This window comes from Streptomyces sp. WAC 06738 (assembly GCF_003945505.1).
In the GTDB taxonomy this organism is placed as follows: domain Bacteria; phylum Actinomycetota; class Actinomycetes; order Streptomycetales; family Streptomycetaceae; genus Streptomyces.
This window is the reverse complement of record NZ_CP029618.1, coordinates 897,138-918,374: the sequence shown is the minus strand read 5'-3', so window position 1 is coordinate 918,374 and position 21,237 is coordinate 897,138. Positions and strand designations below refer to the sequence as shown.

The 21,237-nt window shown below is 73.9% G+C and carries 20 protein-coding genes and 1 pseudogene; 18 read left to right on the top strand and 3 right to left on the bottom strand.

Annotated features, from left to right (window positions below):
* The first annotated feature begins 57 nt into the window (after nucleotides 1-57).
* The 11 genes from DMB38_RS03670 to DMB38_RS03620 all read left to right on the top strand — a co-directional run bounded on the left by DMB38_RS03670 (nucleotide 58) and on the right by DMB38_RS03620 (nucleotide 12,166).
* Nucleotides 58-1,665 carry a DASS family sodium-coupled anion symporter gene (locus DMB38_RS03670; RefSeq protein WP_125933925.1) on the top strand — a complete coding sequence of 536 codons (1,608 nt, stop codon included), beginning with the start codon at nucleotides 58-60 and terminating at the stop codon, nucleotides 1,663-1,665.
* A 143-nt stretch (nucleotides 1,666-1,808) separates the two neighbouring features.
* Entirely contained in the window at nucleotides 1,809-3,005 is a 1,197-nt protein-coding gene (locus DMB38_RS03665) for an argininosuccinate synthase (protein WP_125933924.1), read from the top strand.
* Complete coding sequence (argH, locus tag DMB38_RS03660) at nucleotides 3,002-4,462, top strand: argininosuccinate lyase (RefSeq protein WP_047014777.1); 1,461 nt, start codon at nucleotides 3,002-3,004, stop codon at nucleotides 4,460-4,462. The genes DMB38_RS03665 and argH overlap by 4 nt, the downstream gene beginning before the upstream one ends.
* A gap of 120 nt (nucleotides 4,463-4,582) precedes the next feature.
* Nucleotides 4,583-5,554 (top strand): aldo/keto reductase, encoded by a 972-nt coding sequence (locus DMB38_RS03655; RefSeq protein WP_125933923.1) that lies wholly within the window; start codon nucleotides 4,583-4,585, stop codon nucleotides 5,552-5,554.
* A 115-nt stretch (nucleotides 5,555-5,669) separates the two neighbouring features.
* Entirely contained in the window at nucleotides 5,670-5,906 is a 237-nt protein-coding gene (locus DMB38_RS03650) for a hypothetical protein (RefSeq protein ID WP_125933922.1), read from the top strand.
* 59 nt (nucleotides 5,907-5,965) lie between these two features.
* Nucleotides 5,966-6,991, top strand: a complete 1,026-nt coding sequence (locus DMB38_RS03645) for an AAA family ATPase (protein WP_346429536.1) — start codon at nucleotides 5,966-5,968, stop codon at nucleotides 6,989-6,991.
* Nucleotides 6,988-7,947 carry a DUF58 domain-containing protein gene (locus DMB38_RS03640; RefSeq protein WP_125933920.1) on the top strand — a complete coding sequence of 320 codons (960 nt, stop codon included), beginning with the start codon at nucleotides 6,988-6,990 and terminating at the stop codon, nucleotides 7,945-7,947. The genes DMB38_RS03645 and DMB38_RS03640 overlap by 4 nt, the downstream gene beginning before the upstream one ends.
* A 370-nt stretch (nucleotides 7,948-8,317) precedes the next feature.
* Nucleotides 8,318-9,268 carry a VWA domain-containing protein gene (locus DMB38_RS03635; RefSeq protein ID WP_125933919.1) on the top strand — a complete coding sequence of 317 codons (951 nt, stop codon included), beginning with the start codon at nucleotides 8,318-8,320 and terminating at the stop codon, nucleotides 9,266-9,268.
* A gap of 388 nt (nucleotides 9,269-9,656) precedes the next feature.
* Nucleotides 9,657-10,211 carry a trypsin-like peptidase domain-containing protein gene (locus DMB38_RS36585; RefSeq protein WP_240661958.1) on the top strand — a complete coding sequence of 185 codons (555 nt, stop codon included), beginning with the start codon at nucleotides 9,657-9,659 and terminating at the stop codon, nucleotides 10,209-10,211.
* A 9-nt stretch (nucleotides 10,212-10,220) separates the two neighbouring features.
* Entirely contained in the window at nucleotides 10,221-10,892 is a 672-nt protein-coding gene (locus DMB38_RS03625; RefSeq protein ID WP_164715918.1) for a response regulator transcription factor, read from the top strand.
* Nucleotides 10,889-12,166 carry a HAMP domain-containing sensor histidine kinase gene (locus DMB38_RS03620; protein WP_125933918.1) on the top strand — a complete coding sequence of 426 codons (1,278 nt, stop codon included), beginning with the start codon at nucleotides 10,889-10,891 and terminating at the stop codon, nucleotides 12,164-12,166. Before DMB38_RS03625 ends, DMB38_RS03620 begins: the two co-directional genes overlap by 4 nt.
* A gap of 32 nt (nucleotides 12,167-12,198) precedes the next feature.
* On the opposite strand, the gene DMB38_RS03615 is transcribed toward DMB38_RS03620, so the two are convergent.
* Entirely contained in the window at nucleotides 12,199-12,870 is a 672-nt protein-coding gene (locus DMB38_RS03615; RefSeq protein ID WP_047014768.1) for a lysophospholipid acyltransferase family protein, read from the bottom strand.
* 218 nt (nucleotides 12,871-13,088) lie between these two features.
* Between DMB38_RS03615 and DMB38_RS03610 the strand changes: the two genes are divergently transcribed.
* Both DMB38_RS03610 and DMB38_RS03605 read left to right on the top strand, forming a co-directional pair.
* Nucleotides 13,089-14,258: a glycerophosphodiester phosphodiesterase gene (locus tag DMB38_RS03610; RefSeq protein WP_125933917.1), complete on the top strand. Its 1,170-nt coding sequence runs from the start codon at nucleotides 13,089-13,091 to the stop codon at nucleotides 14,256-14,258.
* A gap of 283 nt (nucleotides 14,259-14,541) precedes the next feature.
* Nucleotides 14,542-15,066 (top strand): GNAT family N-acetyltransferase, encoded by a 525-nt coding sequence (locus tag DMB38_RS03605; protein ID WP_125933916.1) that lies wholly within the window; start codon nucleotides 14,542-14,544, stop codon nucleotides 15,064-15,066.
* On the opposite strand, the gene DMB38_RS03600 is transcribed toward DMB38_RS03605, so the two are convergent.
* Nucleotides 14,999-15,460: a hypothetical protein gene (locus DMB38_RS03600; protein WP_164715917.1), complete on the bottom strand. Its 462-nt coding sequence runs from the start codon at nucleotides 15,458-15,460 to the stop codon at nucleotides 14,999-15,001. The genes DMB38_RS03605 and DMB38_RS03600 overlap by 68 nt on opposite strands.
* Nucleotides 15,453-15,821, bottom strand: coding sequence for a hypothetical protein (locus tag DMB38_RS03595; RefSeq protein WP_125933915.1), 369 nt, complete (start codon nucleotides 15,819-15,821; stop codon nucleotides 15,453-15,455). The genes DMB38_RS03600 and DMB38_RS03595 overlap by 8 nt, the downstream gene beginning before the upstream one ends.
* 572 nt (nucleotides 15,822-16,393) lie before the next feature.
* Here DMB38_RS03595 and DMB38_RS03590 point away from each other — a divergent pair.
* From DMB38_RS03590 to cbiE, 5 genes and pseudogenes are all read left to right on the top strand, one after another.
* On the top strand, nucleotides 16,394-17,416 hold the full coding sequence (locus DMB38_RS03590; protein ID WP_125933914.1) for an ATP-binding cassette domain-containing protein: 1,023 nt from the start codon (nucleotides 16,394-16,396) through the stop codon (nucleotides 17,414-17,416).
* Nucleotides 17,413-18,057: pseudogene (locus tag DMB38_RS37635) on the top strand (methionine ABC transporter permease); the annotation flags it as partial. The gene DMB38_RS03590 and the pseudogene DMB38_RS37635, both read left to right, overlap by 4 nt.
* 60 nt (nucleotides 18,058-18,117) lie before the next feature.
* The gene (locus DMB38_RS37630; protein WP_346429535.1) at nucleotides 18,118-18,933 is read left to right on the top strand and encodes a MetQ/NlpA family ABC transporter substrate-binding protein; all 816 of its coding nucleotides are present in this window, start codon (nucleotides 18,118-18,120) and stop codon (nucleotides 18,931-18,933) included.
* Between the two features lie 78 nt (nucleotides 18,934-19,011).
* The gene (locus tag DMB38_RS03580; protein ID WP_047014761.1) at nucleotides 19,012-19,617 is read left to right on the top strand and encodes a GNAT family N-acetyltransferase; all 606 of its coding nucleotides are present in this window, start codon (nucleotides 19,012-19,014) and stop codon (nucleotides 19,615-19,617) included.
* Nucleotides 19,618-19,760: 143 nt separating this feature from the next.
* Nucleotides 19,761-21,032, top strand: a complete 1,272-nt coding sequence (gene cbiE / locus DMB38_RS03575; protein ID WP_125933912.1) for a precorrin-6y C5,15-methyltransferase (decarboxylating) subunit CbiE — start codon at nucleotides 19,761-19,763, stop codon at nucleotides 21,030-21,032.
* Nucleotides 21,033-21,237 lie beyond the last annotated feature (205 nt).

The following is a 21,237-nucleotide window of genomic DNA, read 5'->3' as shown; positions in this document are numbered from 1 at the left end:
CCACCTTACGGAGCAGCCCTGAATGTAAGCCAGGCCGCACGGTTATCCGGAGGGACGATGAAGTCCGACGCCACGGCGCCACGTACCAAGACCGACGTCGAGCAGGCACTGCTCGGCCATGCCACCTACCGCAGTCTCGGCGAGCAGAAACTCTCGCCGCAGGAGGAGAAGTTCGAACGGGGGCGGCGGACCACCGGGTTCTGGCTGGCCCCGCTCGTCGCCCTCATCTTTCTCGCGCTCCCGCTGGACATGGCGCCGAGCCAGCAGACGCTGGCCGGCATCCTGCTCGGCGTCATCGTGCTGTGGGTCACCGAGCCCGTGCCGATCCCGGTGGGCGGGCTCATCGGCGTCGGCGCGATCGTCGTCCTCGGCGTGGTGCCGCCGGACGACGCGCTGGCGCCCTTCGGCTCCTCCACGATCTTCACCTTCATCGGCGCGTTCATCCTCGCCCAGGCCATGCTCAAGCACGGCGTGGCCCGCAGGTTCGCGTTCTGGATCCTGGGCCTGCCGGGGGTCGGCCGCTCGACGTTCCGGCTGATCGCCGCCTTCGGCGTGATCACCTGCGCGCTGTCGGCGTTCGTCTCCAACACCGCCACCGTTGCCATGCTGCTGCCCACCGCGCTCGGCATCCTCACCGTGATCGCCAAGATGCTCCAGGACCGCGGCCTGGTGGAGCAGGACTTCGACCCCACGCGGCTGCGCATCGGCGCCGCGCTGGTGCTCATGCTCGCGTACGGCGCCAGCGTCGGCGGCCTGCTCACCCCGGTCGGCAGCCCGCCGAACCTCATCGGCCGCGGCCTCATCGAGGAGGCCACCGGAGAGAAGATCTCCTTCGCCGAGTGGACGGCCACCGCGCTGCCGCTGTGCGCCTGCATGTTCGTGGTCCTCGTCATCGTCCTGCTGCTGCTCAACAAGCCGGAGATCCGGCGGATCGAGGGCGTGGAGGAGTACGTGCGCGAACAGCGCGCCGCGCTCGGCAGGTTCTCGCGGGCGGAGTGGAACACGCTCATCGCCTTCGGTATCACCGTGGCGCTGTGGATCACGCCGGGTATCGTCGCGCTCGCCGTGGGCACCGAGGCGTCCGCGTACACCACCGTCAGCGACCGGCTGGACGAGGGCATCGTCGCCGTGCTCGGTGCCGCGCTGCTGTTCATCCTGCCGACGAACTGGGCCCGCCGCGAGGCGACCCTCAACTGGAGCGACGCGGCCCGTATCGACTGGGGCACGATCCTGCTCTTCGGCACCGGCATCATCTTCGGCTCGCTGCTCGCCGACACCGGGCTGGCCGAGACGATCGGCAAGGAGTCCAACGACCTCCTCGGCTTCTCCAGCGTCTTCACCATCACGATCTTCGCGGCCGTGCTGGCGGTGATCGTCTCCGAGACGACGAGCAACACGGCCTCCGCGGCGGTGGTGGTGCCCATCATCATCCCGATCGCCATGGCCGCCGAGGTCGATCCGTTCGTCCCCGCGCTGGCCGCGACCTTCGCCGCGTCCTTCGGCTTCATGCTGCCGGTCTCGACGCCGCAGAACGCCATCGCCTACGGCTCCGGGGTCGTGCCGATCACCACGATGATCCGCTCCGGCGCGGGCTTCGACGTCCTCGGTGTCATCCTGATCATCCTGGGGCTGCCGCTGATGGTCGCGGTCACCGGCATCGGCTAGCGGGGCTCCCCGGGCCCGTAGAACCGTCCGGCCGGAGCGTGCCGCTCCGGCCGGGCGGCCCGCCGTGCGCGCGGCGTTTTGACGAACCATACGGAGTGCTGCATACTTATTCCGGTCAGCGTATGCATCCTAAGGAGACTCCCGTGACCGAGCGCGTCGTACTCGCCTACTCGGGCGGCCTGGACACCTCCGTCGCCATCGGCTGGATCGCCGCGGAGACGGGTGCCGAGGTCATCGCCGTCGCCGTGGACGTCGGCCAGGGCGGCGAGGACCTCGACGTGATCCGCAAGCGCGCGCTGGCCTGCGGCGCCGTGGAGGCCGAGGTCGCCGACGCCAAGGAGGAATTCGCCGACGAGTACTGCCTCCCGGCGATCCAGGCCAACGCGCTGTACATGGACCGCTACCCGCTGGTCTCCGCGCTCTCCCGGCCCACCATCGTCAAGCACCTCGTCGCCGCCGCCCAGAAGCACGGCGCGGGCACCGTCGCCCACGGCTGCACCGGCAAGGGCAACGACCAGGTCCGCTTCGAGGCCGGCATCTCCTCCCTGGCCCCGGGCCTGAAGTGCATCGCCCCCGTCCGGGACTACGCCATGACCCGGGACAAGGCCATCGCCTTCTGCGAGGAGAAGGGCCTGCCCATCGCGACCACCAAGAAGTCGCCGTACTCCATCGACCAGAACGTCTTCGGCCGGGCCGTCGAGACCGGCTTCCTGGAGGACATCTGGAACGCCCCGATCGAGGATGTCTACGAGTACACGCAGAACCCCGCCGTGGCCCGCGAGGCCGACGAGGTCGTCATCACCTTCGAGCGCGGCGTGCCCGTGGCCCTCGACGGCCGCCCCGTCACCGTGCTCCAGGCCGTCCAGCAGCTCAACGAGCGGGCCGGGGCGCAGGGCGTGGGCCGGATCGACATGGTCGAGGACCGGCTCGTGGGCATCAAGTCCCGGGAGGTCTACGAGGCGCCCGGCGCCATCGCGCTGATCACCGCCCACCAGGAGCTGGAGAACGTCACCGTCGAGCGGGAGCTGGCGCGCTACAAGCGGCAGGTCGAGCAGCGCTGGGGCGAGCTGGTCTACGACGGCCTGTGGTTCTCGCCGCTCAAGCGGGCCCTCGACGGCTTCATCCAGGAGGCGAACGAGCACGTCACCGGCGAGATCCGGATGACGCTGCACGGCGGCAGGGCCGTCGTCACCGGCCGGCGCTCGCCCGCCTCGCTCTACGACTTCAACCTCGCGACGTACGACACGGGCGACACCTTCGACCAGTCGATGTCCAAGGGCTTCATCGAGATCTTCGGCCTCTCCTCGAAGATCGCGGCCGGGCGGGACCTCGCCCAGTGAGCGACGGCACCGAGGGCGCGGCGCCCCAGGACGTGAAGCTCTGGGGCGGCCGGTTCGCCGACGGCCCCGCCGCGGCGCTGGAGCGGCTCTCCGCGTCCGTCCACTTCGACATGCGGCTCGCCCCGTACGACATCGCCGGCTCCCGCGCGCACGCGCGGGTGCTGGCCAGGGCCGGACTGCTGACGGCCGACGAGCTGAACCGGATGCTCGCCGGGCTCGACCATCTGGAGACGGACGTCGCGACCGGGGTGTTCACCGCCACCATCGCCGACGAGGACGTGCACACCGCGCTCGAACGCGGCCTGCTGGAGCGGCTCGGCCCCGAGCTCGGCGGCAAGCTGCGCGCCGGCCGGTCCCGCAACGACCAGGTCGCCACCCTCTTCCGGATGTACCTGCGCGACCACGCCCGCACCCTCGGCGGCCTCCTCGCCGAGCTGCAGGAGGCCCTGGTCGGCCTCGCCGAGGCGCACCCGGACGTCGCCATGCCGGGCCGGACGCACCTCCAGCACGCCCAGCCCGTGCTCTTCGCCCACCACGTGCTCGCGCACGCCCAGGCGCTCTCCCGGGACGCCGAGCGGCTGCGGCAGTGGGACGAGCGCACGGCCGTCTCGCCGTACGGGTCCGGGGCGCTCGCGGGCTCCTCGCTCGGCCTGGACCCGGAGGCCGTCGCCGCCGAGCTGGGCTTCGAGCGCGGCTCGTCCGGCAACTCCATCGACGGCACGGCCGCGCGGGACTTCGCCGCGGAGTTCGCGTTCGTCACCGCGATGATCGGCGTCGACGTCTCCCGCATCGCGGAAGAGGTCATCCTGTGGGCCACGAAGGAATTCTCCTTCGTCACCCTGCACGACTCCTTCTCCACCGGCAGCTCGATCATGCCGCAGAAGAAGAACCCGGACATCGCCGAGCTGGCACGCGGCAAGGCGGGCCGGCTGATCGGCAACCTCACCGGGCTGATGGCGACGCTGAAGGCACTCCCGCTCGCGTACAACCGCGATCTGCAGGAGGACAAGGAGCCGGTCTTCGACTCGATCGACACCCTGGAGGTCCTGCTGCCCGCGTTCACCGGCATGATGGCCACGCTCACGGTCAACCGGGAGCGGCTGGAGGAGCTGGCCCCGGCCGGCTTCTCGCTGGCCACCGACATCGCCGAGTGGCTGGTCAAGCAGGGCGTGCCGTTCCGCGTCGCGCACGAGAGCGCGGGGGAGTGCGTCAAGGTCTGCGAGGCCGAGGGCATCGAGCTCGACCAGCTCACGGACGAGCAGTTCGCGAAGGTCTCCCCGCATCTGACGCCCGAGGTACGGACCGTGCTCACCGTCCCCGGCGCGCTCGCCGCGCGCGACGCCCGCGGCGGCACCGCACCGGCGGCGGTCGCGGTGCAGCTCGCGGAGGTCAAGGAGGACGTGGCGGCGCAGGTGCGCTGGGCGGCGGCGACGCGGCAGGCGGGCCCCGCGGCGTAGCGGAGCGGACGCGGCGGTGGGGCGGCGCGGCAGAAAGCCGTGTCGGGCGCTGCGGGCGGCGGGGCCCGTCTTCTACGGTGGACGGGCCTGACAGCCGCACCGAGGACGTAGGAGCCCGCGATGGCGTTCGACCGACTGACCGAAGTGACGACGCCCGCCGCCCACATCGGCTTCGGGCTGGCCGCCGTGGGCCGCCCCGCGTACCTCACCACGGGACGCGCCGAAGACCTCCCCGCCGGGCGGGGCGTCGAGGAGATGCGCGCCCGCACCCACGAGCTGCTGGACGCCGCCTACGCCCAGGGCGTGCGGTACTTCGACGCCGCCCGCTCCTACGGCCGGGCCGAGGAGTTCCTCGCCGACTGGCTGAAGCAGCACCCGGACGCCCGGGACGCGGTCATCGGCAGCAAGTGGGGCTACGCGTACGTCGGCGACTGGCGCGCGGACGCCGAGGTGCACGAGGTCAAGGACCACGGCGTCGACGCCTACGACCGGCAGCGCGAGGAGTCCGCCGAACTCCTCGGCGACCGCCTCGACCTCTACCAGATCCACTCCCTCACCCCCGACAGCCCGGCGCTCACCGACACCGACCTGCACCGGCGCCTCGCCGCCCTGGCGGCGAACGGCGTCACGGTCGGCTTCTCCACCAGCGGCCCGGAGCAGGCCGCGGCGGTACGGGCCGCGCTGGAGGTCACCGTCGAGGGCAAGCGGCTCTTCGACACCGTGCAGAGCACGTACAACGTGCTGGAGCCGGCGGTCGGCGAGGCGCTGGCCGAGGCGCACGACGCCGGGCTGACGGTGATCGTCAAGGAGGGCCTGGCGAACGGCCGGCTCGCCGGCGCCGACGCGCCCGCGGAACTGCGCGCCGTCGCCGCCGAGTGCGGCGCGGAGCCCGACGCCGTGGCGCTCGCCGCCGTGCTGCGCCAGCCGTGGGCCGGCGTCGTGCTCTCCGGCGCCGCCACCGCCGCGCAACTGCACTCCAACCTCGCCGCCGCGGCGGTCGACCTCGACCCCGCGCAGTACGACCGTCTTGCCGCCCTCGCCGAGCCCGCCGCCGACTACTGGCAGCGGCGCGCGGCGACCCCCTGGTCGTAGGCGCGGTGATCGGCGCGGCCCGTGCGACGGGCCCCGCGCGCGGCGGGCTTTAAGGGGATTTTCGCCTCCCGGTGATGACATGCGGTAACGCACTCGTCTGACGGAGGAGACCCCGATGTCCCGTCGTATACGCAGGCTCTCGGTCGCCGGTGCCGCCGTGTTCGCCGTCGCCGGCCTGGCCACCGGCGCGTCCGCCGCGCTCGACCGCGACGACGACAAGCCCGAGGTCCGGCTGGTGGTCAACGAGGACCGCGAGCAGACCGGCGCTCAAAGCGCCGACCACGAGGACTGCCCGGACAAGGGCGGTTCCGGGGCGCCCTCGGGCGCCGCCGAGAACGCGGGCGACCTGTGACCACCACCGCCCCCGCGGGACCGGGGCCCGGCGCCGCGCCGGGCCCCGGGACGGCGCTCCTGGAACAGGCGCTCTTCGAGGTGAAGCGGGTGATCGTCGGCCAGGACCGGATGGTCGAGCGGCTGCTGACCGCCGTGCTCGCCCGCGGGCACTGCCTGCTCCAGGGCGTGCCGGGCGTCGCCAAGACACTGGCGGCGGCCACCCTGGCGACCGTCTCGGGCGGCACGTTCCACCGCATCCAGTTCACCCCCGACCTGGTGCCCTCCGACATCACCGGCACCCGCATCTACCGGCCCTCCAGCGAGACGTTCAGCGTCGAACCCGGGCCGGTCGCCGCCAACTTCGTGCTCGCCGACGAGATCAACCGGGCCCCCGCCAAGGTCCAGTCCGCGCTCCTCGAAGTCATGGCCGAGCGGCAGGTCAGCATCGGCGGCCGGACCATCCCCATGCCCGAGCCGTTCCTCGTCCTGGCCACCCAGAACCCCATCGAGTCCGAGGGCGTCTACCAGTTGCCCGAGGCCCAGCGCGACCGCTTCCTGCTCAAGGTCGACGTCGCCGCGCCCACCGAGGACGAGGAGCTGGCGATCCTCTACCGGATGAGCGTCGATCCGCCCGCCGCCCGCCGGGTGCTCGCGCCGCACACCCTCGCGGCCCTCCAGCGCCGCGCCGACGACGTGTTCGTCCACCACGCCCTCGCGCAGTACGCGGTACGCCTCGTCCTCGCCACCCGCGACCTCGCCGCCCGCGGCGACACCGCCGGCGGCGGCCGGCTCGCGTACGGCGCGGGGCCGCGGGCCACCCTCGGCCTGGTGGCGGCGGCGCGGGCGCTGGCGCTGCTGCGCGGGCGCGAGTACGTGCTGCCCGCCGACATCACCGCGCTCGCCCACGAGGTCATCGCCCACCGGCTGGTGCTCTCCTTCGACGCGCTGGCCGACGGCGTCACGCCCGAGTCGGTCGTCGACGAGGTGCTGGCCGCCGTGGAGCAGCCCCGGGTCACGCCGCACCAGGCCGAGGACGCCGCGGCCGGCGGCCTGGCCGAGGCCGGGAGTGCCGCGGGCGTCGGGAAGGCCGGGAGGGCGGCATGAGCGCGACCCGCAGAGCGGCGGGTGCGACGGCCCGGGGCGTGCCCGGCTCGCCGTCGCTGGGCGAACTCACCCCGGAACAGGCGCTCCGGCATCTGCGGCTCCTCTTCACCCGCCGCCCCGACGGCCTCCTCCAGGGCGACCTCACCGCCCTCGTCCCCGGCCCCGGCGGCGAGCCGGACGAGAGCCGCCCGTACGCCCCGGGCGTCGACGACGTACGCCGCATGGACTGGAACGCCACCGCCCGCACCACCGTGCCGCACGTGCGGATGACCCTCGCGGACCGCGAGCTGACCACCTGGATCGTCCTCGACGCCAGCGCCAGCATGGACTTCGGCACCGGCCGGATGGAGAAGCGCGACCTCGCCGTCGGCGCCGCCGCGGCCGTCGCGTTCCTCACCGAGCGCGCGGGCAACCGCCTCGGCGCCCAGCTCGTCCGCCCCGACGGCATCCAGCGCATCCCCGCCCGCGGAGGGCGGCGGCACCTGATGCGGGTGCTGCGCACCGCGCTCGAACGCCCCCGCGTGCCCGCGGGCCCGCAGACCCACACCCTCGCCGAGGCGGTGGCCGCGCTGCAGCGCGCGGAGCGCCGCCGCGGACTGGTCGCCGTCGTCTCCGACTTCCTCGAACCGGGCTGGGAGCAGCCGCTGCGGGCCCTCGCCCGGCGGCACCAGGTCCTGGCCGTCGAAATCGTCGACCCCCGCGAGCTGGAGCTGCCCCCGGTGGGGCTGCTCACCGTCGTGGACCCGGAGTCGGGCCGGCGCCGGGAGATCCCGACGTACTCGAAGCGGCTGCGGGAGCGGTACGCCGCCGCCGCGGCCGAGCAGCGCGCGGCGATCGCCCGGGCGCTGCGGGCCGCGGGCGCGGCACGGCTGCCGCTGCGCACCGACCGCGACTGGGTCCGGGACATCGCCCGCTACGCGGCGGCACAGCGCCGCGGGACGGGCGGTGCGGCATGACCCCCGGCCGTCACGGTTCCGCCGTGGCGCCGGTCCCGGCGGCCCGGTCGTCCCGGGCGGGGCGGGGGCCGTACCCCCGCCGTCCGCCGGGCCGCGAGGACAGCAGGCACCCCGCGGGTCACCGCCGCGCCCTCCCGGCAACCGCCGCCCCCGCCCCCCGGGTTCGCCTGCCCGGCCCACGCCCGTACGGCACACGGGGGAGGGCCCCCGGTCTCCGCCCACGGCGGCACACCGGCGCCCCCGCGGCTCCCACGGGCGCCGCCCACACCGGCGGCGGCCCCGCGTCCGGCGCGTACGCCCCCGGCCGCACCCGCCCACTCCCGCCCCGTACCCGCGTCCGCACACCCCGCCGACTCCCGGAGGGCCCCGCATGAGTCTCGCCTCGCCCGGGTGGCTCCTGCTGCTCGTGCCGCTCGCCGCCCTCGTCGTCGCGTACGTCGTCATGCAGGCCCGGCGCAGCCGCTACGCCGTGCGGTTCACCAACGTCGACCTGCTCGACAAGGTCATGCCCCGCCGCCCCGGCTGGCGCCGCCACGTGCCGGCCACCGCGTTCTGCGCCATGGCCGGGCTGCTCGTCGTCGGCTTCGCCCGGCCCACCACCGAGACCGAAGTGCCGCGGGAGCGGGCGACCATCATGGTCGCGCTGGACGTCTCCGCCTCGATGCGGGCCACCGACGTGCAGCCGTCGCGGTTCACCGCCGCGCAGGAAGCCGCCCAGGCGTTCGTGACCGAACTGCCCGAGCGGTTCAACGTCGGGCTCGTCACCTTCAGCGGCACCTCGGCCGTCGCGCTGCCGCCGACCACCGACCGCGAGGCCATGCGCCGCGCGCTCGACCGGCTGGACACCCGGCAGGGCACGGCGATCGGCGAGGCGGTGTTCTCCTCCGCCGAGGCGATCCGCACGCTCGACGAACAGGCCGAGCGCGAACCGCCGCCCGCGCACGTCGTGCTGCTCTCCGACGGACAGAACACCACGGGCCGCGCCACCTCCGCCGCCGCCGAGGAGGCGGCCGCGGCCGGGATCCCGGTGTCGACGATCGCGTACGGCACCGAGGGCGGCACCATCGACCTGGCCAGCGGGCAGAGCGTGCCGGTGCCGGTCGACGCGCCCGCGCTGGAGGAACTGGCCACCGCGACCGGCGGCGCGTTCCACGAGGCCGCCTCCGGCGAGGAGCTGCAGGCCGTGTACGAGGACATCGGCAGTTCCGTCGGCTACCGCACCGAGGAGCGCGAGATCTGGCAGTGGTTCGTCGCCGCCGCGCTGATCGCCGCGCTGCTGGCCGCGGCCACGTCCCTGCTGTGGTTCTCGCGCCTACCGTGAGGAGAACGACCGTGACCCACGCCCGTCCCGGCCTCGGCGAGCCCCGCGGCCCCGCGTTCACCGCGGGCGACCGCGCCGGCACCGCCGCCCCGCGTCCCGCAGGCGGGCCCCCGCAGGCCGGGCCCGTGCCGCCGGCCTCCCCGTACCGCGTCCCCCCGGCACCCACCCCGACCCCGACCCCGCCCCCGGCGCCCCGCCGCGCGGCGAACCGGGCCCTGGCCGTCGCCGTCGTCGCCGCAGTCCTCGCCGGCGGCGCGGCCGGGTTCGCCGCCGGCGAGATACGCGGCCCCGGGGCGGTGAGGAGGCGGCGGCCGGAGCCCTCCCACCGGCCGCCGCCGGACGGAACCCCGGCGACCTCGACAGCGTCGCCGCCCGGGTGCTGCCCAGCGTGGTCTCCGTACAGGCCGGCGAACGGCAGGGCTCCGGCTTCGTCTTCGACGACCGCGGCCGCATCCTCACCAACGCCCACGTCGTCGGCACCGCCACCGACGCCACCGTGGTGCTGCACAGCGGCCGCCGGGTGGACGCCGAGGTGCTGGGCCGCGACACCGGACGGGACGTGGCGGTGCTGGAGGTGGCGGGCCCGTACGCCCCGCGCGCGCTGCCCATGGGCCGTGCCGCGGACCTGTCCGTCGCCGACTCGGTGCTGGCCATCGGCTCGCCGCTGGGCCTGACCGGCACCGTCACCTCCGGCATCGTCAGCGCCGTCGACCGCGAGGTCTCGCTCGGCGGCGGCGCGCAGCAGCGGGCGGTGCAGACGGACGCCTCCATCAACCCCGGCAACTCCGGCGGCCCGCTGGTCGACGCCGCCGGCAGGGTCGTCGGCATCAACACCGCCATCGCCTCGCTGGACCGGGGCAGCGGCGGCTCGATCGGCATCGGCTTCGCCGTACCCGTGGAGGACGCGGTCCGGGCGGCGGACTCGATCATCGACGGGGATTAGGTTCTTGGCATGCGGATACTCGTGGTCGAGGACGAAGAGGACCTGGTGGGCGCGCTCCGGGTCGGGCTGGTGCGCTCCGGGTACGCGGTCGACACCGCCGCCGACGTGGACGGCGCGCTGGAGAAGCTCGGGGTCAACGAGTACGACCTCGTGCTGCTCGACCTCACCCTGCCCGACGGCGACGGCCTCGCCGTCTGCCGGGAGATACGCGCGGCCCCCGGCGGGCCGCGGATCCTGATGCTCACCGCCCGCGACCGCCTCGCCGACCGGGTGCGCGGCCTCGACGCGGGCGCCGACGACTATCTCGTCAAGCCGTTCGCGCTGCCGGAGCTGCTGGCGCGGATACGGGCCCTGCTCCGCCGCGACGAGGGCGGCACGTCCGTCGTGGAGGTCGGCGAACTGCGGCTGGACACCGCCAGGTTCGAGGCGTACCGCGGCAGCCGCCCGCTGCGGCTCACGCCCAAGGAGTTCGGCGTGCTGCACTACCTGATGACCCGGCCCGGCCGGGTCGTCTCCGCGGAAGAACTCCTGGAGCACGTCTGGGACGAGAACGCCGACCCGTTCACCAACACCGTGCGCGTCACCGTCGGCTCGCTGCGCCGCAAGGTCACCGGCCAGGAGGAGCCCCTGATCGAGACCGTCATCCGGCACGGCTACCGGCTGAAGGAGGAGACGCCGTGAGGCGGCCCCGGCTGCCGCTCCCGGCCTTCGCCCACACCATCCGCTTCCGGCTCACCGTGCTCTACTCGGTGCTCGTGTTCTGCCTGACCGCGCTCGTGCTCGGCGGCGCGTACGTCGCGGTGCAGCGCAGCGGCGACGCCCATCCGGTCAGCAAGGAGCTGCAGGCCGAGAAGCGGGTCGACGGCGTACGGGTCGGGGACATCGACGTCGTCAAGGCCGAGGACGTCGAGGCCGCCGTCAACTACGAGACGCTGGGCAACCTGCGCACCTTCTCCTTCGCCGTCCTCGGCGGCGTGGCCGTCGCCAGCCTCGGTACCGGCTGGGTGCTCTCCGGCCGGGCGCTGCGCCCCGTACGCGCCATCGCCCGCACCGCCGAGGAGATCCAGGCCGGCAGCGACCTCTCCCGCCGGATCCGGCTCGAAGGACCGCGCGACGAGCTGCGCATGGTCGCCGACACCGTCGACTCGATGCTCGACCGGCTCGACGGCGCCTTCGCCGCGCAGCGCCAGCTTGTGGACGACGCCTCGCACGAGCTGCGCACCCCGCTGGCCATCATCCGGGCCAACCTCGACGCGGTGCTCTCCGTCGAGGAGTCGGAGCCGGAGGAGCGGCGGCGGGCCGTCGCCGTGGTCGACCGGGCCACCACGCGGATGACGCGGCTGGTCGAGGACCTGCTCGCGACCGCGCGGCGGTCCGCCGCCGCGTTCGCCGACGCGGACGTGGACCTGGCCGACGTGGCGGACGAGGCGTGCGAGGAGTTCGCGCCGCTGGCGACGGAACGGGGCCTGGTGATCCGGCGCCGGCTGGACGAGGGCCTGGTACTGATCGGCGACCCGTACGCGCTGCGCCGGGCCGTCGGCAACCTGCTCTCCAACGCGGTACGCCTCGCGCCCGCCGGCACCCGCATCACGGTCGCGGCCGGCCGCGCGGAGGGCTGGCTGTGGATCGCCGTGCAGGACGCGGGCCCCGGCATCGGCGAGGGCGAGCAGGCCCGGGTCTTCGACCGGTTCTGGCGCGGCGAGGCGGGCCAGGAGGGGCGGCCCAGGGACCGGCACGCGGGTCTCGGGCTGGCGATCGTGCGGCAGATCGTGGAGTCGCACGGCGGGCAGCCGCGGCTGTTCTCCCGGGTGGGCGCGGGCAGCACGTTCGTGCTGTGGCTGCCCGACGCGGGCGCGGCGGCCGGCGCGCGCGGTGCGGGCGGGCCGCCGGACGGGCTGCCCGCGGAGATGCGCGGCGGGGAGGACGACGGGCCGGTGGAGCTGCTGGAGAAGTAGCCGCCGCGGACGGGCGGTTCGTACCGTACGGCTCAGGCCGCCGACTTCACCTTCGTGGCGTACACGTCGACGTACTCCTGCCCGGACAGCCGCATGACCTCGCTCATCACCTCGTCGGCCACCGCCCGCAGCACGTACCGGTCGCGGTCCATGCCCTCGTAGCGGGAGAAGTCCAGCGGCTCCCCGAAACGCACCGTGAACCGGGCGATCCGCGGCCGGCCCGCGCCACCCGGCTGGATCTTCTCGGTGCCGACCATCGCGAACGGCACCACGGGCGCGCCGGTCATCAGCGTCAGCCGCGCCACGCCCGTACGCGCCCGGTACAGCCGGCCGTCGGGGGAGCGGGTGCCCTCCGGGTAGATGGCGAAGACCCGGCCCTCCTCCAGGATCCGGCGCCCCGTCATCAGTGCCGCGACGCCGCCGCGGCCGCCGTCCCGGTCCACCGGGATCATCCCGACCGAGGTGAAGAACCAGGCCATCAGGCGGCCCTTGACGCCCTTGCCCGTGACGTACTCGTCCTTGCCGATGAAGAACACCGGCCGCTTCACGACCAGGCCGAGGAACATCGAGTCGACGAACGTGAGGTGGTTGCCGGCGAGGACGACCGGGCCCGTGCCGGGAATGTGCTCGTGGCCCTCCACCCGGGGACGGTACAGGACACGCATGAGCAAGCCGAGAAACGCCTTGATCAGGATGCGGAACAAGGAAGGATCCTCCGGTCGGGACGGGTGACGCCTGCGACCATACTCGCCTGACCGGGCGGTTCCCACTCCGGCTTCAACCGACCGATACGCAGTGTTGCCGCCGATTTCACAAGCGCGCCGCCGCAAGTCTCCCGCACCCGCGCCGCTGCCGCCTAACATCGGGCCGTCTTTTGTCGAGGCGCCGTCAATGGCGCGGGTACGACGGAGAGGTAGCTGACATGAGCGACGGCGGTACGGAGCGGCAGCGGCCCGGCAGACGGGCGGTGCTCGGCGCGGCGGCGCTGGGCGGTGCGGCGGCCGCGGTGGGCCTGCCGGGTACGGCGCGGGCCGCGGGCGGGTCCGGCGGCAGCGGCGGTTCGGGCCCGGGCGGGACGCTGCCGAACCCGGCGGTGATCGCGCACCGCGGGGCCAGCGGCTACCGGCCCGAGCACACCCTGGGCGCGTACCAGTTCGCCCTCGACATGGGCGCGGACGTCATCGAGCAGGACCTCGTGCCGACCAAGGACGGCCACCTCGTCTGCCGGCACGAGAACGAGATCGGCGGCACCACCGACGTCGCGGACCACCCGGAGTTCGCCGCCCGCAGGACCACCAAGACGGTCGACGGCGCGCAGATCACCGGCTGGTTCACCGAGGACTTCACCCTCGCCGAGCTGAAGACGCTGCGGGCCACGGAGCGCATCCCCGCCGTGCGGCAACGCAACACCCTCTACAACGGCCGCTGGGAGGTGCCCACCTTCGAAGAGGTGCTGCAGTGGGCGGAGCGGCAGCGGCGCGGCACCGGCAGGACCGTGTGGCTGCACGTCGAGACCAAGCACCCCACGTACTTCCGCTCCCTCGGCCTCGAACTGGAGAAGCCACTGGCGCGGCTGGTGCGCCGCTACGGCCGGGACAAGAGCAACTCGCCCATCTTCCTGCAGTCGTTCGAGCCCACCAGCGTCGAGCGGCTCGCCGGGCTCGTCGACTCGCCGGGTGTCGTGCTGCTCGGCGCGGCGTCCTCGCGGCCGTGGGACTTCGTCGAGGCCGGGGACCCGCGCACCGTCGCCGACCTGGTCACGCCCGAGGGGCTGGCGTGGATCGCGGGCTTCGCCAAGGGCCTCGGCCCGACGCTCGACCTGATCATCCCGAAGGACGCCACCGGCAAGCTGCTGGAGCCCACCGCCCTCGTCCGCGACGCGCACGACGCCGGGCTGGTGCTGCACCCGTACACGATGCGCAACGAGAACACCTTCCTGCCGGCGGACTTCCGCAGGGGGACGGACACGACGCACTACGGCGACGCGTTCGGCGCCTTCCAGGTCTACTTCGAGACGGGCATCGACGGGATCTTCACCGACAACCCCGACACCGGGCTGCTCGCCCGGGACGCGTTCCTCGCGCGGGGCTGACCCCGGGGGGCCGCCGGGCAACCGGCGGCCCCCGTCCGCCCGTTGCCTCCCGCGGGTCCGTTCCCGGCGGCGGACGGCGGGCGCACCCCGCGCCCCGTACCCGGACATCTCAGGCGAGTTGGCAATATCACAGGGATGCCGGGGCCTCGTCCGTAGCCACGGCACGATCGCGCCGCGCAGAATGCTCACGGCGGAGGTTGCGCCGGGTGAAGTGCGGGGAAACACGCGGTAGGCCGCAGGTTTTGCGGCCTGTCTACGGGTGCACAGAGGAGGCGGGCGCGGCATGGGCAAGAGTGTGACGATTACGCCGGCGACGAACGACGACGCCGAGCAAGTCCTGAAACTCCAGTACCTCTGCTACCAGGCCGAGGCCGCGCTGTACGGGGACTACCGCATACCCCCGCTCACCGAGACCCTGGACGAGCTGCGCGCGGAGTTCGACCGCGGCGCCGCCGTCGTCGCCCGCCTCGGCGACGAGGTGGTCGGGGCCGTCCGCGGCACGGTGGGGGCCGACGGCACCGCCGTCATCGGGCGGCTCATCGTGCACCCCCGGATGCAGGGCCACGGCCTCGGCGCCCGGCTGCTGCTCGCCATGGAGGTCAGGCTCGTCGAGGGCGGCGCACCCGTCGAGCGGTTCCAGCTCCTCACCGGACACCGCAACGAGGCGAACCTGCGGCTGTACCGGCGGCTGGGCTACGAGCCGGTGGGCACGGAGAAGATCAGCCCGCGGCTGAGCCTGGTCACTCTGGAGAAGGCGCCGCAGGGCGCGCCCGCGACGACTGCTTCCTCAGCCACCACAGCCCGATGACCGGCAGGATCACGGGCAGGAAGAGGTAGCCGCGGCCGTAGTCGGACCACACGGTCTGGTCCGGGAACTCGGACGGCTGCACCTCCGTCCAGGTGCCGATCGCCAGCACGCCGATCAGCTCGGCGGTGATGCACACCAGCGCGAGCCGCCGTGCCGTCTCACCGCCGCGCGCGAGGGCGACGGTGATGAAGACGTAGACGACGGCGGCGAGCGCGGAGAGCACGTACGCGAGCGGCGCCTCGTCGAACTCAGTGCTGAGCTGGTAGACCGCCCGCGAGGTGGCGCCGACCGCGAAGACCCCGTACAGCGCGAGGATCAGCCGCCCCGGCCCGCTGGACAGCTCCGTGTGCCCGCTCTCGCGCGGCTCCCCGGCCGCCTGCCGCTGCTCAGCCACCGGAGCCCGCCCAGATGTCGTGCAGCCGCACCTGGAGCACGGCCAGGACGAACCCCCCGACGGCCACCGTCGCCGAACCCCAGCGGCTGCGCTCCGACAGCGACAGCAGGCCGGTGGCGGGGACGGCGAAGCCCGCGGCGAGCAGATAGGCGACGAAGACCGCCGTGCCCTCGTCCGCCTCCTCGCCGCGGCCGAGCTGCACCAGGCCGACGACGACCTGGGCCAGCGCGAGGACCGTCACCACGGCCATGCCGGCGAAGTGCCAGTCCTTCGTGGGCTCATCCTTGACCGCGGCGTACCCGCACCAGGCCGCGAGGGCGAGCGCGGCGACCGCGACCGCGATGGTCAAGGGGAGGAACATGACTCGACCTTACTGCGTCGCCCCGGGCCCGCAGAGCCGGGTCCCGGCACGGTCCGCACGCTTCCGGCCACGCGCCCGCCGCCGTGGCGTTGGCCACAGCGCCCACCCCTCCGCGCCCCTTCCGCTTCCCCGCCCGGCACCGTATCCATGCAGGTCACAGCGGTGTACGGGGACGCCGGTGCCACCGGGCCCCGGGTTGTCCGCAATGCGGACAGCCGTCCCGGTCCGTGGCACCCATCTGTTTTACTGATCCGCATGACCACGACGAGCAGCCGCACCTGTGCGACCGAGGCGAGCAGCATGACGCCCGGTGCTCGTTGTATGTGTCGAATGCACCGCTGAGGGCCCCCGCCACGAGACTCGCGCCCCGAAGCGAGTCCGCGGGCCGCTCCGCCGCCGTGGACCGCACGGCCGCGCCCCGAGCCGAGCCCGTGTGTACCGAGGCCGCGCCGCGCCCCCGCGCACCGCTGCCCGGAGCCACCCCCCCGAGACCCGAGCCGCGCGCCCCGCCGTGGGCGCGCCGTGCCCGCCCGCGCCCCCGCGGCCGGGCACCCGAGAGCGATGGAACCCACGTGATCACAGTCAAGGACCTGAAGAAGGTCTACCGCTCCCGCGGCCGCGAGACCGCCGCGCTCGACGGCGTCGACCTGCGCGTACGCGAGGGCGAGGTCTTCGGCGTCGTCGGCCGCAGCGGCGCCGGCAAGTCCACCCTCATCCGCTGCATCAACCTCCTGGAGCGCCCCGACTCCGGCACCGTCACGGTCGCGGGCCAGGACCTCACGGCCCTGACCGGCCGCGAGCTGCGCGCCGCCCGTACCCGTATCGGCATGATCTTCCAGCACTTCAACCTGCTGAGCGCCCGTACCGTGCAGGACAACGTCGAACTGCCGCTGGAGATCCTGGGCCTGTCGGGGCAGGAGCGCGCCCGCAAGGCGCTCGACCTCCTCGACCTCGTCGGCCTCGCCGACCGCGCCAGGGCGTATCCCGCGCAGTTGTCCGGCGGCCAGAAGCAGCGCGTCGGCATCGCCCGCGCGCTCGCCGGGGACCCGCAGGTGCTCCTCTCCGACGAGGCCACCTCCGCGCTCGACCCCGAGACCACCCGCTCCGTCCTGGAGCTGCTGCGCGAACTCAACCGCGAACTCGGCCTGACCGTCCTGCTCATCACCCACGAGATGGACGTCGTCAAGGCCGTCTGCGACTCCGCCGCGCTGATGCGCGCCGGCCGCATCACCGAGTCCGGCACCCTCGACGAGCTGCTGGCCACCCCCGGCTCCGAGATCGCCGCCCAGCTCTTCCCCGTGGGCGGCGAGGCATACGGCAGCGAGAGCACCATCGTGGACATCACCTTCCACGGCGACGCTCGCGGCCGGCCGGTGATCTCCCACCTGTCCCGCACCTACAACCTCGACGTGTCGATCCTCGGCGCCGCCATGGACACCGTCGGCGGCCGGCAGGTCGGGCGGATGCGCATCGAGCTGCCCGGTCCGTACGAGGAGAACGTCGTCGCCCTGGGCTTCCTGCGCGAGCAGGGCCTGCAGATCGACCCGGTCGGCGTCGACGCCGCCGACCTGCCCGCCCTGGAGAGTGCCAAGTGAGCTGGACCGAGATACGCCCCGAGCTGCTGACCGGGCTCTGGGAGACGCTGGCCATGGTCGGCTGGGCGGCGCTCGTCGCCGTCGTCGTCGGCACCCCGCTGGGCGTGCTGCTGGTCCTCACCGACCGCGGCCGGCCGCTGCAGAACGTCCTCGTCAACCGGGTCATCGGGCTCGTCGTGAACGTCGGCCGCTCGCTGCCGTTCATCATCCTGCTGCTGGCGCTGACCGCGTTCACCCGCGCGCTGGTCGGCACGTCCATCGGCCTCAAGGGCGCCATCGTGCCCCTGGCGATCAGCGCCATCCCGTTCTTCGCCCGGCTGGTCGAGACCGCGGTACGGGAGGTCGACGCCGGCCTCGCCGAAGCCGTGCAGTCGATGGGCGGCAGCACCTGGACCGTGGTCGTCAAGGCCCTGCTGCCGCAGGCGCTGCCGTCCCTGGTCGCGGGCCTGACCACCACCGTCATCGCCCTCGTCGGCTACTCCGCCATGGCCGGCGCCGTCGGCGGCGGCGGCCTCGGCGACGTCGCCATCCGCTACGGCTACCAGCGCTACGAGGGCGACGTCATGCTCGCCACCGTCGTGCTGCTCGTCGTCCTCGTCAACGCCGTCCAGCTCATCGGCGACTTCTTCGTCCGCAGCCTCGCCGACCGCAGCACCCGCAGCGCCGCCTACCTGCGCATCTCCCGCCCCGCGCGGGCCGGGGTGACCGCGGTCGCCGGCATCGCGCTCGTCGGCTCGCTCACCGTGGGCACCGTCAACCTCACCTCGGAAGGCGGCGACGGCGGCGCGAACACCGTCACCGTGGCCGCGACGCCCGCGCCGCACGGCGAGATCCTCACCTTCGTCAAGGACAACCTCGCCGCGGACGCCGGGATCGACCTGCGCATCCGCGAGTTCACCGACTACGTCAAGCCCAACGAGGCCGTCGCCAACGGCGAGGTCGACGCCAACTTCTTCCAGCACACCCCGTTCCTGGACGACTACAACGACAAGAACGGCACCGACATCGTCCCGACCGTCGGCGTGCTGGTCGAACCGCTCGGCCTCTACTCCGAGCAGGCGGACGACGTCTCGGGCATCGGCGGCGGCGACACCGTGGCCGTACCGAACGACACCACCAACATGGGCCGCGCCCTCCACCTCCTCGACGCCGAAGGTCTCGTCGAGCTGAAGGATGGCACGGGACTCAACGCCACCCTCGCCGACATCGCCGACGACCGCGGCCTGGACATCCGGGAGCTGGAAGCGGCCCAGACGCCGCGGGCGCTCCAGGACGTCGACGCCGCCGTGATCAACGGCAACTACGCCATCGACTCCGGCCTCGACCCCCGGTCCGACGCCATCGCGCTGGAGGAGGCCGAGGGCAACCCGTACGTCAACATCCTCGCCGTACGGGCCGGCGACGCGGACGACCCGGAGATCGAGAAGCTCGGCGAGCTGCTCAACTCCCCCGAGACCAAGGCGTTCATGGAGAAGGAGTTCCCCTCGTCCGTACCGGTGTTCGGCCCCGTGGGCTGAGGCCGTGGCATATCCGCCGTCGGATGCTGCATGCTGTCCGGGTCAGCTCGTCATCGGTCCACGCACTCGGAGAAGCGCATGTCATCCACCTTCCCGGACGTCTCCCTCAGCACGGACCGGCTGGTGCTCCGCCCGTTCGACGAGGAGGACGTGCCCGCGCTGACGGAGATGATGAACGACGAGGCGGTCACCGCGTGGACGCAGGCGCCCCATCCGTACACCGGGGACGACGCCTACGACTGGGTGACGCGCGTAGCCCCGGCCGAGCGCACCGGCGGCCGGGGCATCGTCTTCGCGGTCTCGGAGTTCCTCACCCAGCGCCTCGTCGGCAACGTCCACCTGAGACGGACCGACTGGCGCACGCTGGCCACCGAGGCCAGGTTCGTCGTCGCCCCCTGGGCGCGCGGCGAGGGGTACGCCGCGGAGTCGGTGCTCGCCGTCGCGCGCTGGCTCTTCGACGTGCAGAAGTTCGAGCGCCTGGAACTCCGCACCGCCGCGGACAACACCGCGGCGCAGCAGGTCGCGCAGAAGCTCGGCGGCATCAGCGAGGGCGTCCTGCGCAACGCCTGGATAGCGCGTACCCGCACCGAGGACGGCGGCTGGACGGACATCCGCACCGACCTCATCGTCTGGAGCCTGCTGCCGGAAGACCTGGATCCGGACGGCGGGAGCAGTGTGCTCTGACGCTCCCTTACCTCCGGCCCCCACCTCCGGCGCGCCTTCGCGCGGACGGGCACGTACGCTACGGGCGTGCCCTTCGCGGGGCCGGGAGCGGCCGCCGGCGGGCCGGCGCACCCCGCAGTCGACGACCAGGAGAAGAGTGAGCGATGGCGGACCGGGTCACCGTGATCGGGTGGGACGGTTCACCGCTGACCGAGGCGGCGCTCGGCGCGCTCGGCGCGGCCAGTCTCGTGGCCGGGGCGGCGCACCACCTCGCCCTGCCCGAGGTGCCGCCCGGCGCCGAGCGGATCCGGCTGGGCAGCGTGGGCCTCGCGGCCCGCAGGATCGCCCGGCACCGCGGCACGGCGGTGGTCATCGCCGACGGCGACCCGGGCTTCTTCGGCGTCGTACGCACCCTGCGCGCCCCTGAACACGGCCTGGAGGTCGAGGTGCTGCCGGCGGTCTCGTCCGTCGCCGCCGCCTTCGCCCGCGCCGGGATGCCCTGGGACGACGCGCGGGTCGTCGTCGCGCACGAGCGCAACCTGCGCCGGGCCGTGAACGTCTGCCGGGCGCACCCCAAGGTCGCCGTCCTCACCTCGCCGGGCGCGGGACCCGCGGAACTCGCCCTGCTGCTGCGGGACGTCCACCGGACGTTCGTCATCTGCGAGGAGCTGGGCGGGGCGCACGAGCGTGTGACGGTGCTCACGTCCGACAAGGTGGCCGAGCACGTGTGGCGCGACCCGAACGTGACGCTGGTCATCGGCGGCGGCATCGGGGCCGGCGCCGGGCCGGCGACCGCGGGGGGCGCCGCCGCGCCCGCGGCCGGCGGCTGGCTCGCCGGCCACGACGCGGGCTACCCGCCCCCGGTGCGCGGCTGGAGCCTGGCCCCCGCGGAGTACGGCGCCGCCCCCGACGAGGGCGAGGCGCCGCAACTGCGCGCCGTCCAACTCGCCCGGCTCGGGCCCCGGCAGGGCGACCTGGTGTGGGACATCGGCGCGGGCAGCGGCGCGGCCGCGGTCGAGGCCGCCCGCTTCGGCGCCGCGGTCATCGCCGTCGACCGCGACCCCGACGCCTGCGCCCGCGCCTCGGCCGCGGCCCGCCGCTTCGGGGTGCTGCTGCAGACCGTCCACGGCACCGCACCCGGGGTCCTCAACGACCTGCCGGAGCCGGACGTCGTCCGGGTCGGCGGCGGGGGCGCGGCGGTCGTCGCGGAGTGCGCGGCCCGGCGGCCGGAGCGGATCGTCGCCCACGCCCGTACCCGGGACGGCGCGGAGGAGATCGTGCGGGCCCTCACGGACGCCGGATACGCCGTGGAGTGCTCGCTGCTGCAGTCCGTCGACCTCGACCCGCAGGGCCCCGCGGACGCGGGTGCGGGCGCGGGGTGGCGGGAGCGGGAGCGCACGGTGGTGTTCCTCATCGCGGGGAGCCGCGCGGGCTGAGCCGGGGGTGCGCCACGGGGTGCGCGCGGTGCGTACGACGCGCTCCGGGCGCGCGGGAGGCATGCGCCGGATGCTCCCCGCGATGCACCGGACGGCACCCACGGGGCCCGACCCCAGCCGGACTCGCGTGCGGATTACGGGTAGGCTGGCCGACTGTTGTGCCGTGACCTGGCATTCGTTGCAGCGTTGCCGAATGCCGGTAATG

What these genes read in the sequence shown, in the direction of transcription:
- DMB38_RS03670 (WP_125933925.1), top strand. Translation starts at nt 58, where the DNA reads ATGAAGTCCGACGCCACGGCGCCACGTACCAAGACCGACGTCGAGCAG.
- DMB38_RS03655 (WP_125933923.1), top strand. Translation starts at nt 4,583, where the DNA reads ATGGCGTTCGACCGACTGACCGAAGTGACGACGCCCGCCGCCCACATC.
- DMB38_RS03650 (WP_125933922.1), top strand. Translation starts at nt 5,670, where the DNA reads ATGTCCCGTCGTATACGCAGGCTCTCGGTCGCCGGTGCCGCCGTGTTC.
- DMB38_RS03640 (WP_125933920.1), top strand. Translation starts at nt 6,988, where the DNA reads ATGAGCGCGACCCGCAGAGCGGCGGGTGCGACGGCCCGGGGCGTGCCC.
- DMB38_RS03635 (WP_125933919.1), top strand. Translation starts at nt 8,318, where the DNA reads ATGAGTCTCGCCTCGCCCGGGTGGCTCCTGCTGCTCGTGCCGCTCGCC.
- DMB38_RS03625 (WP_164715918.1), top strand. Translation starts at nt 10,221, where the DNA reads ATGCGGATACTCGTGGTCGAGGACGAAGAGGACCTGGTGGGCGCGCTC.
- DMB38_RS03610 (WP_125933917.1), top strand. Translation starts at nt 13,089, where the DNA reads ATGAGCGACGGCGGTACGGAGCGGCAGCGGCCCGGCAGACGGGCGGTG.
- DMB38_RS03605 (WP_125933916.1), top strand. Translation starts at nt 14,542, where the DNA reads ATGGGCAAGAGTGTGACGATTACGCCGGCGACGAACGACGACGCCGAG.
- DMB38_RS03595 (WP_125933915.1), bottom strand. Translation starts at nt 15,821, where the DNA reads ATGTTCCTCCCCTTGACCATCGCGGTCGCGGTCGCCGCGCTCGCCCTC.
- DMB38_RS03580 (WP_047014761.1), top strand. Translation starts at nt 19,012, where the DNA reads ATGTCATCCACCTTCCCGGACGTCTCCCTCAGCACGGACCGGCTGGTG.
- cbiE (WP_125933912.1), top strand. Translation starts at nt 19,761, where the DNA reads ATGGCGGACCGGGTCACCGTGATCGGGTGGGACGGTTCACCGCTGACC.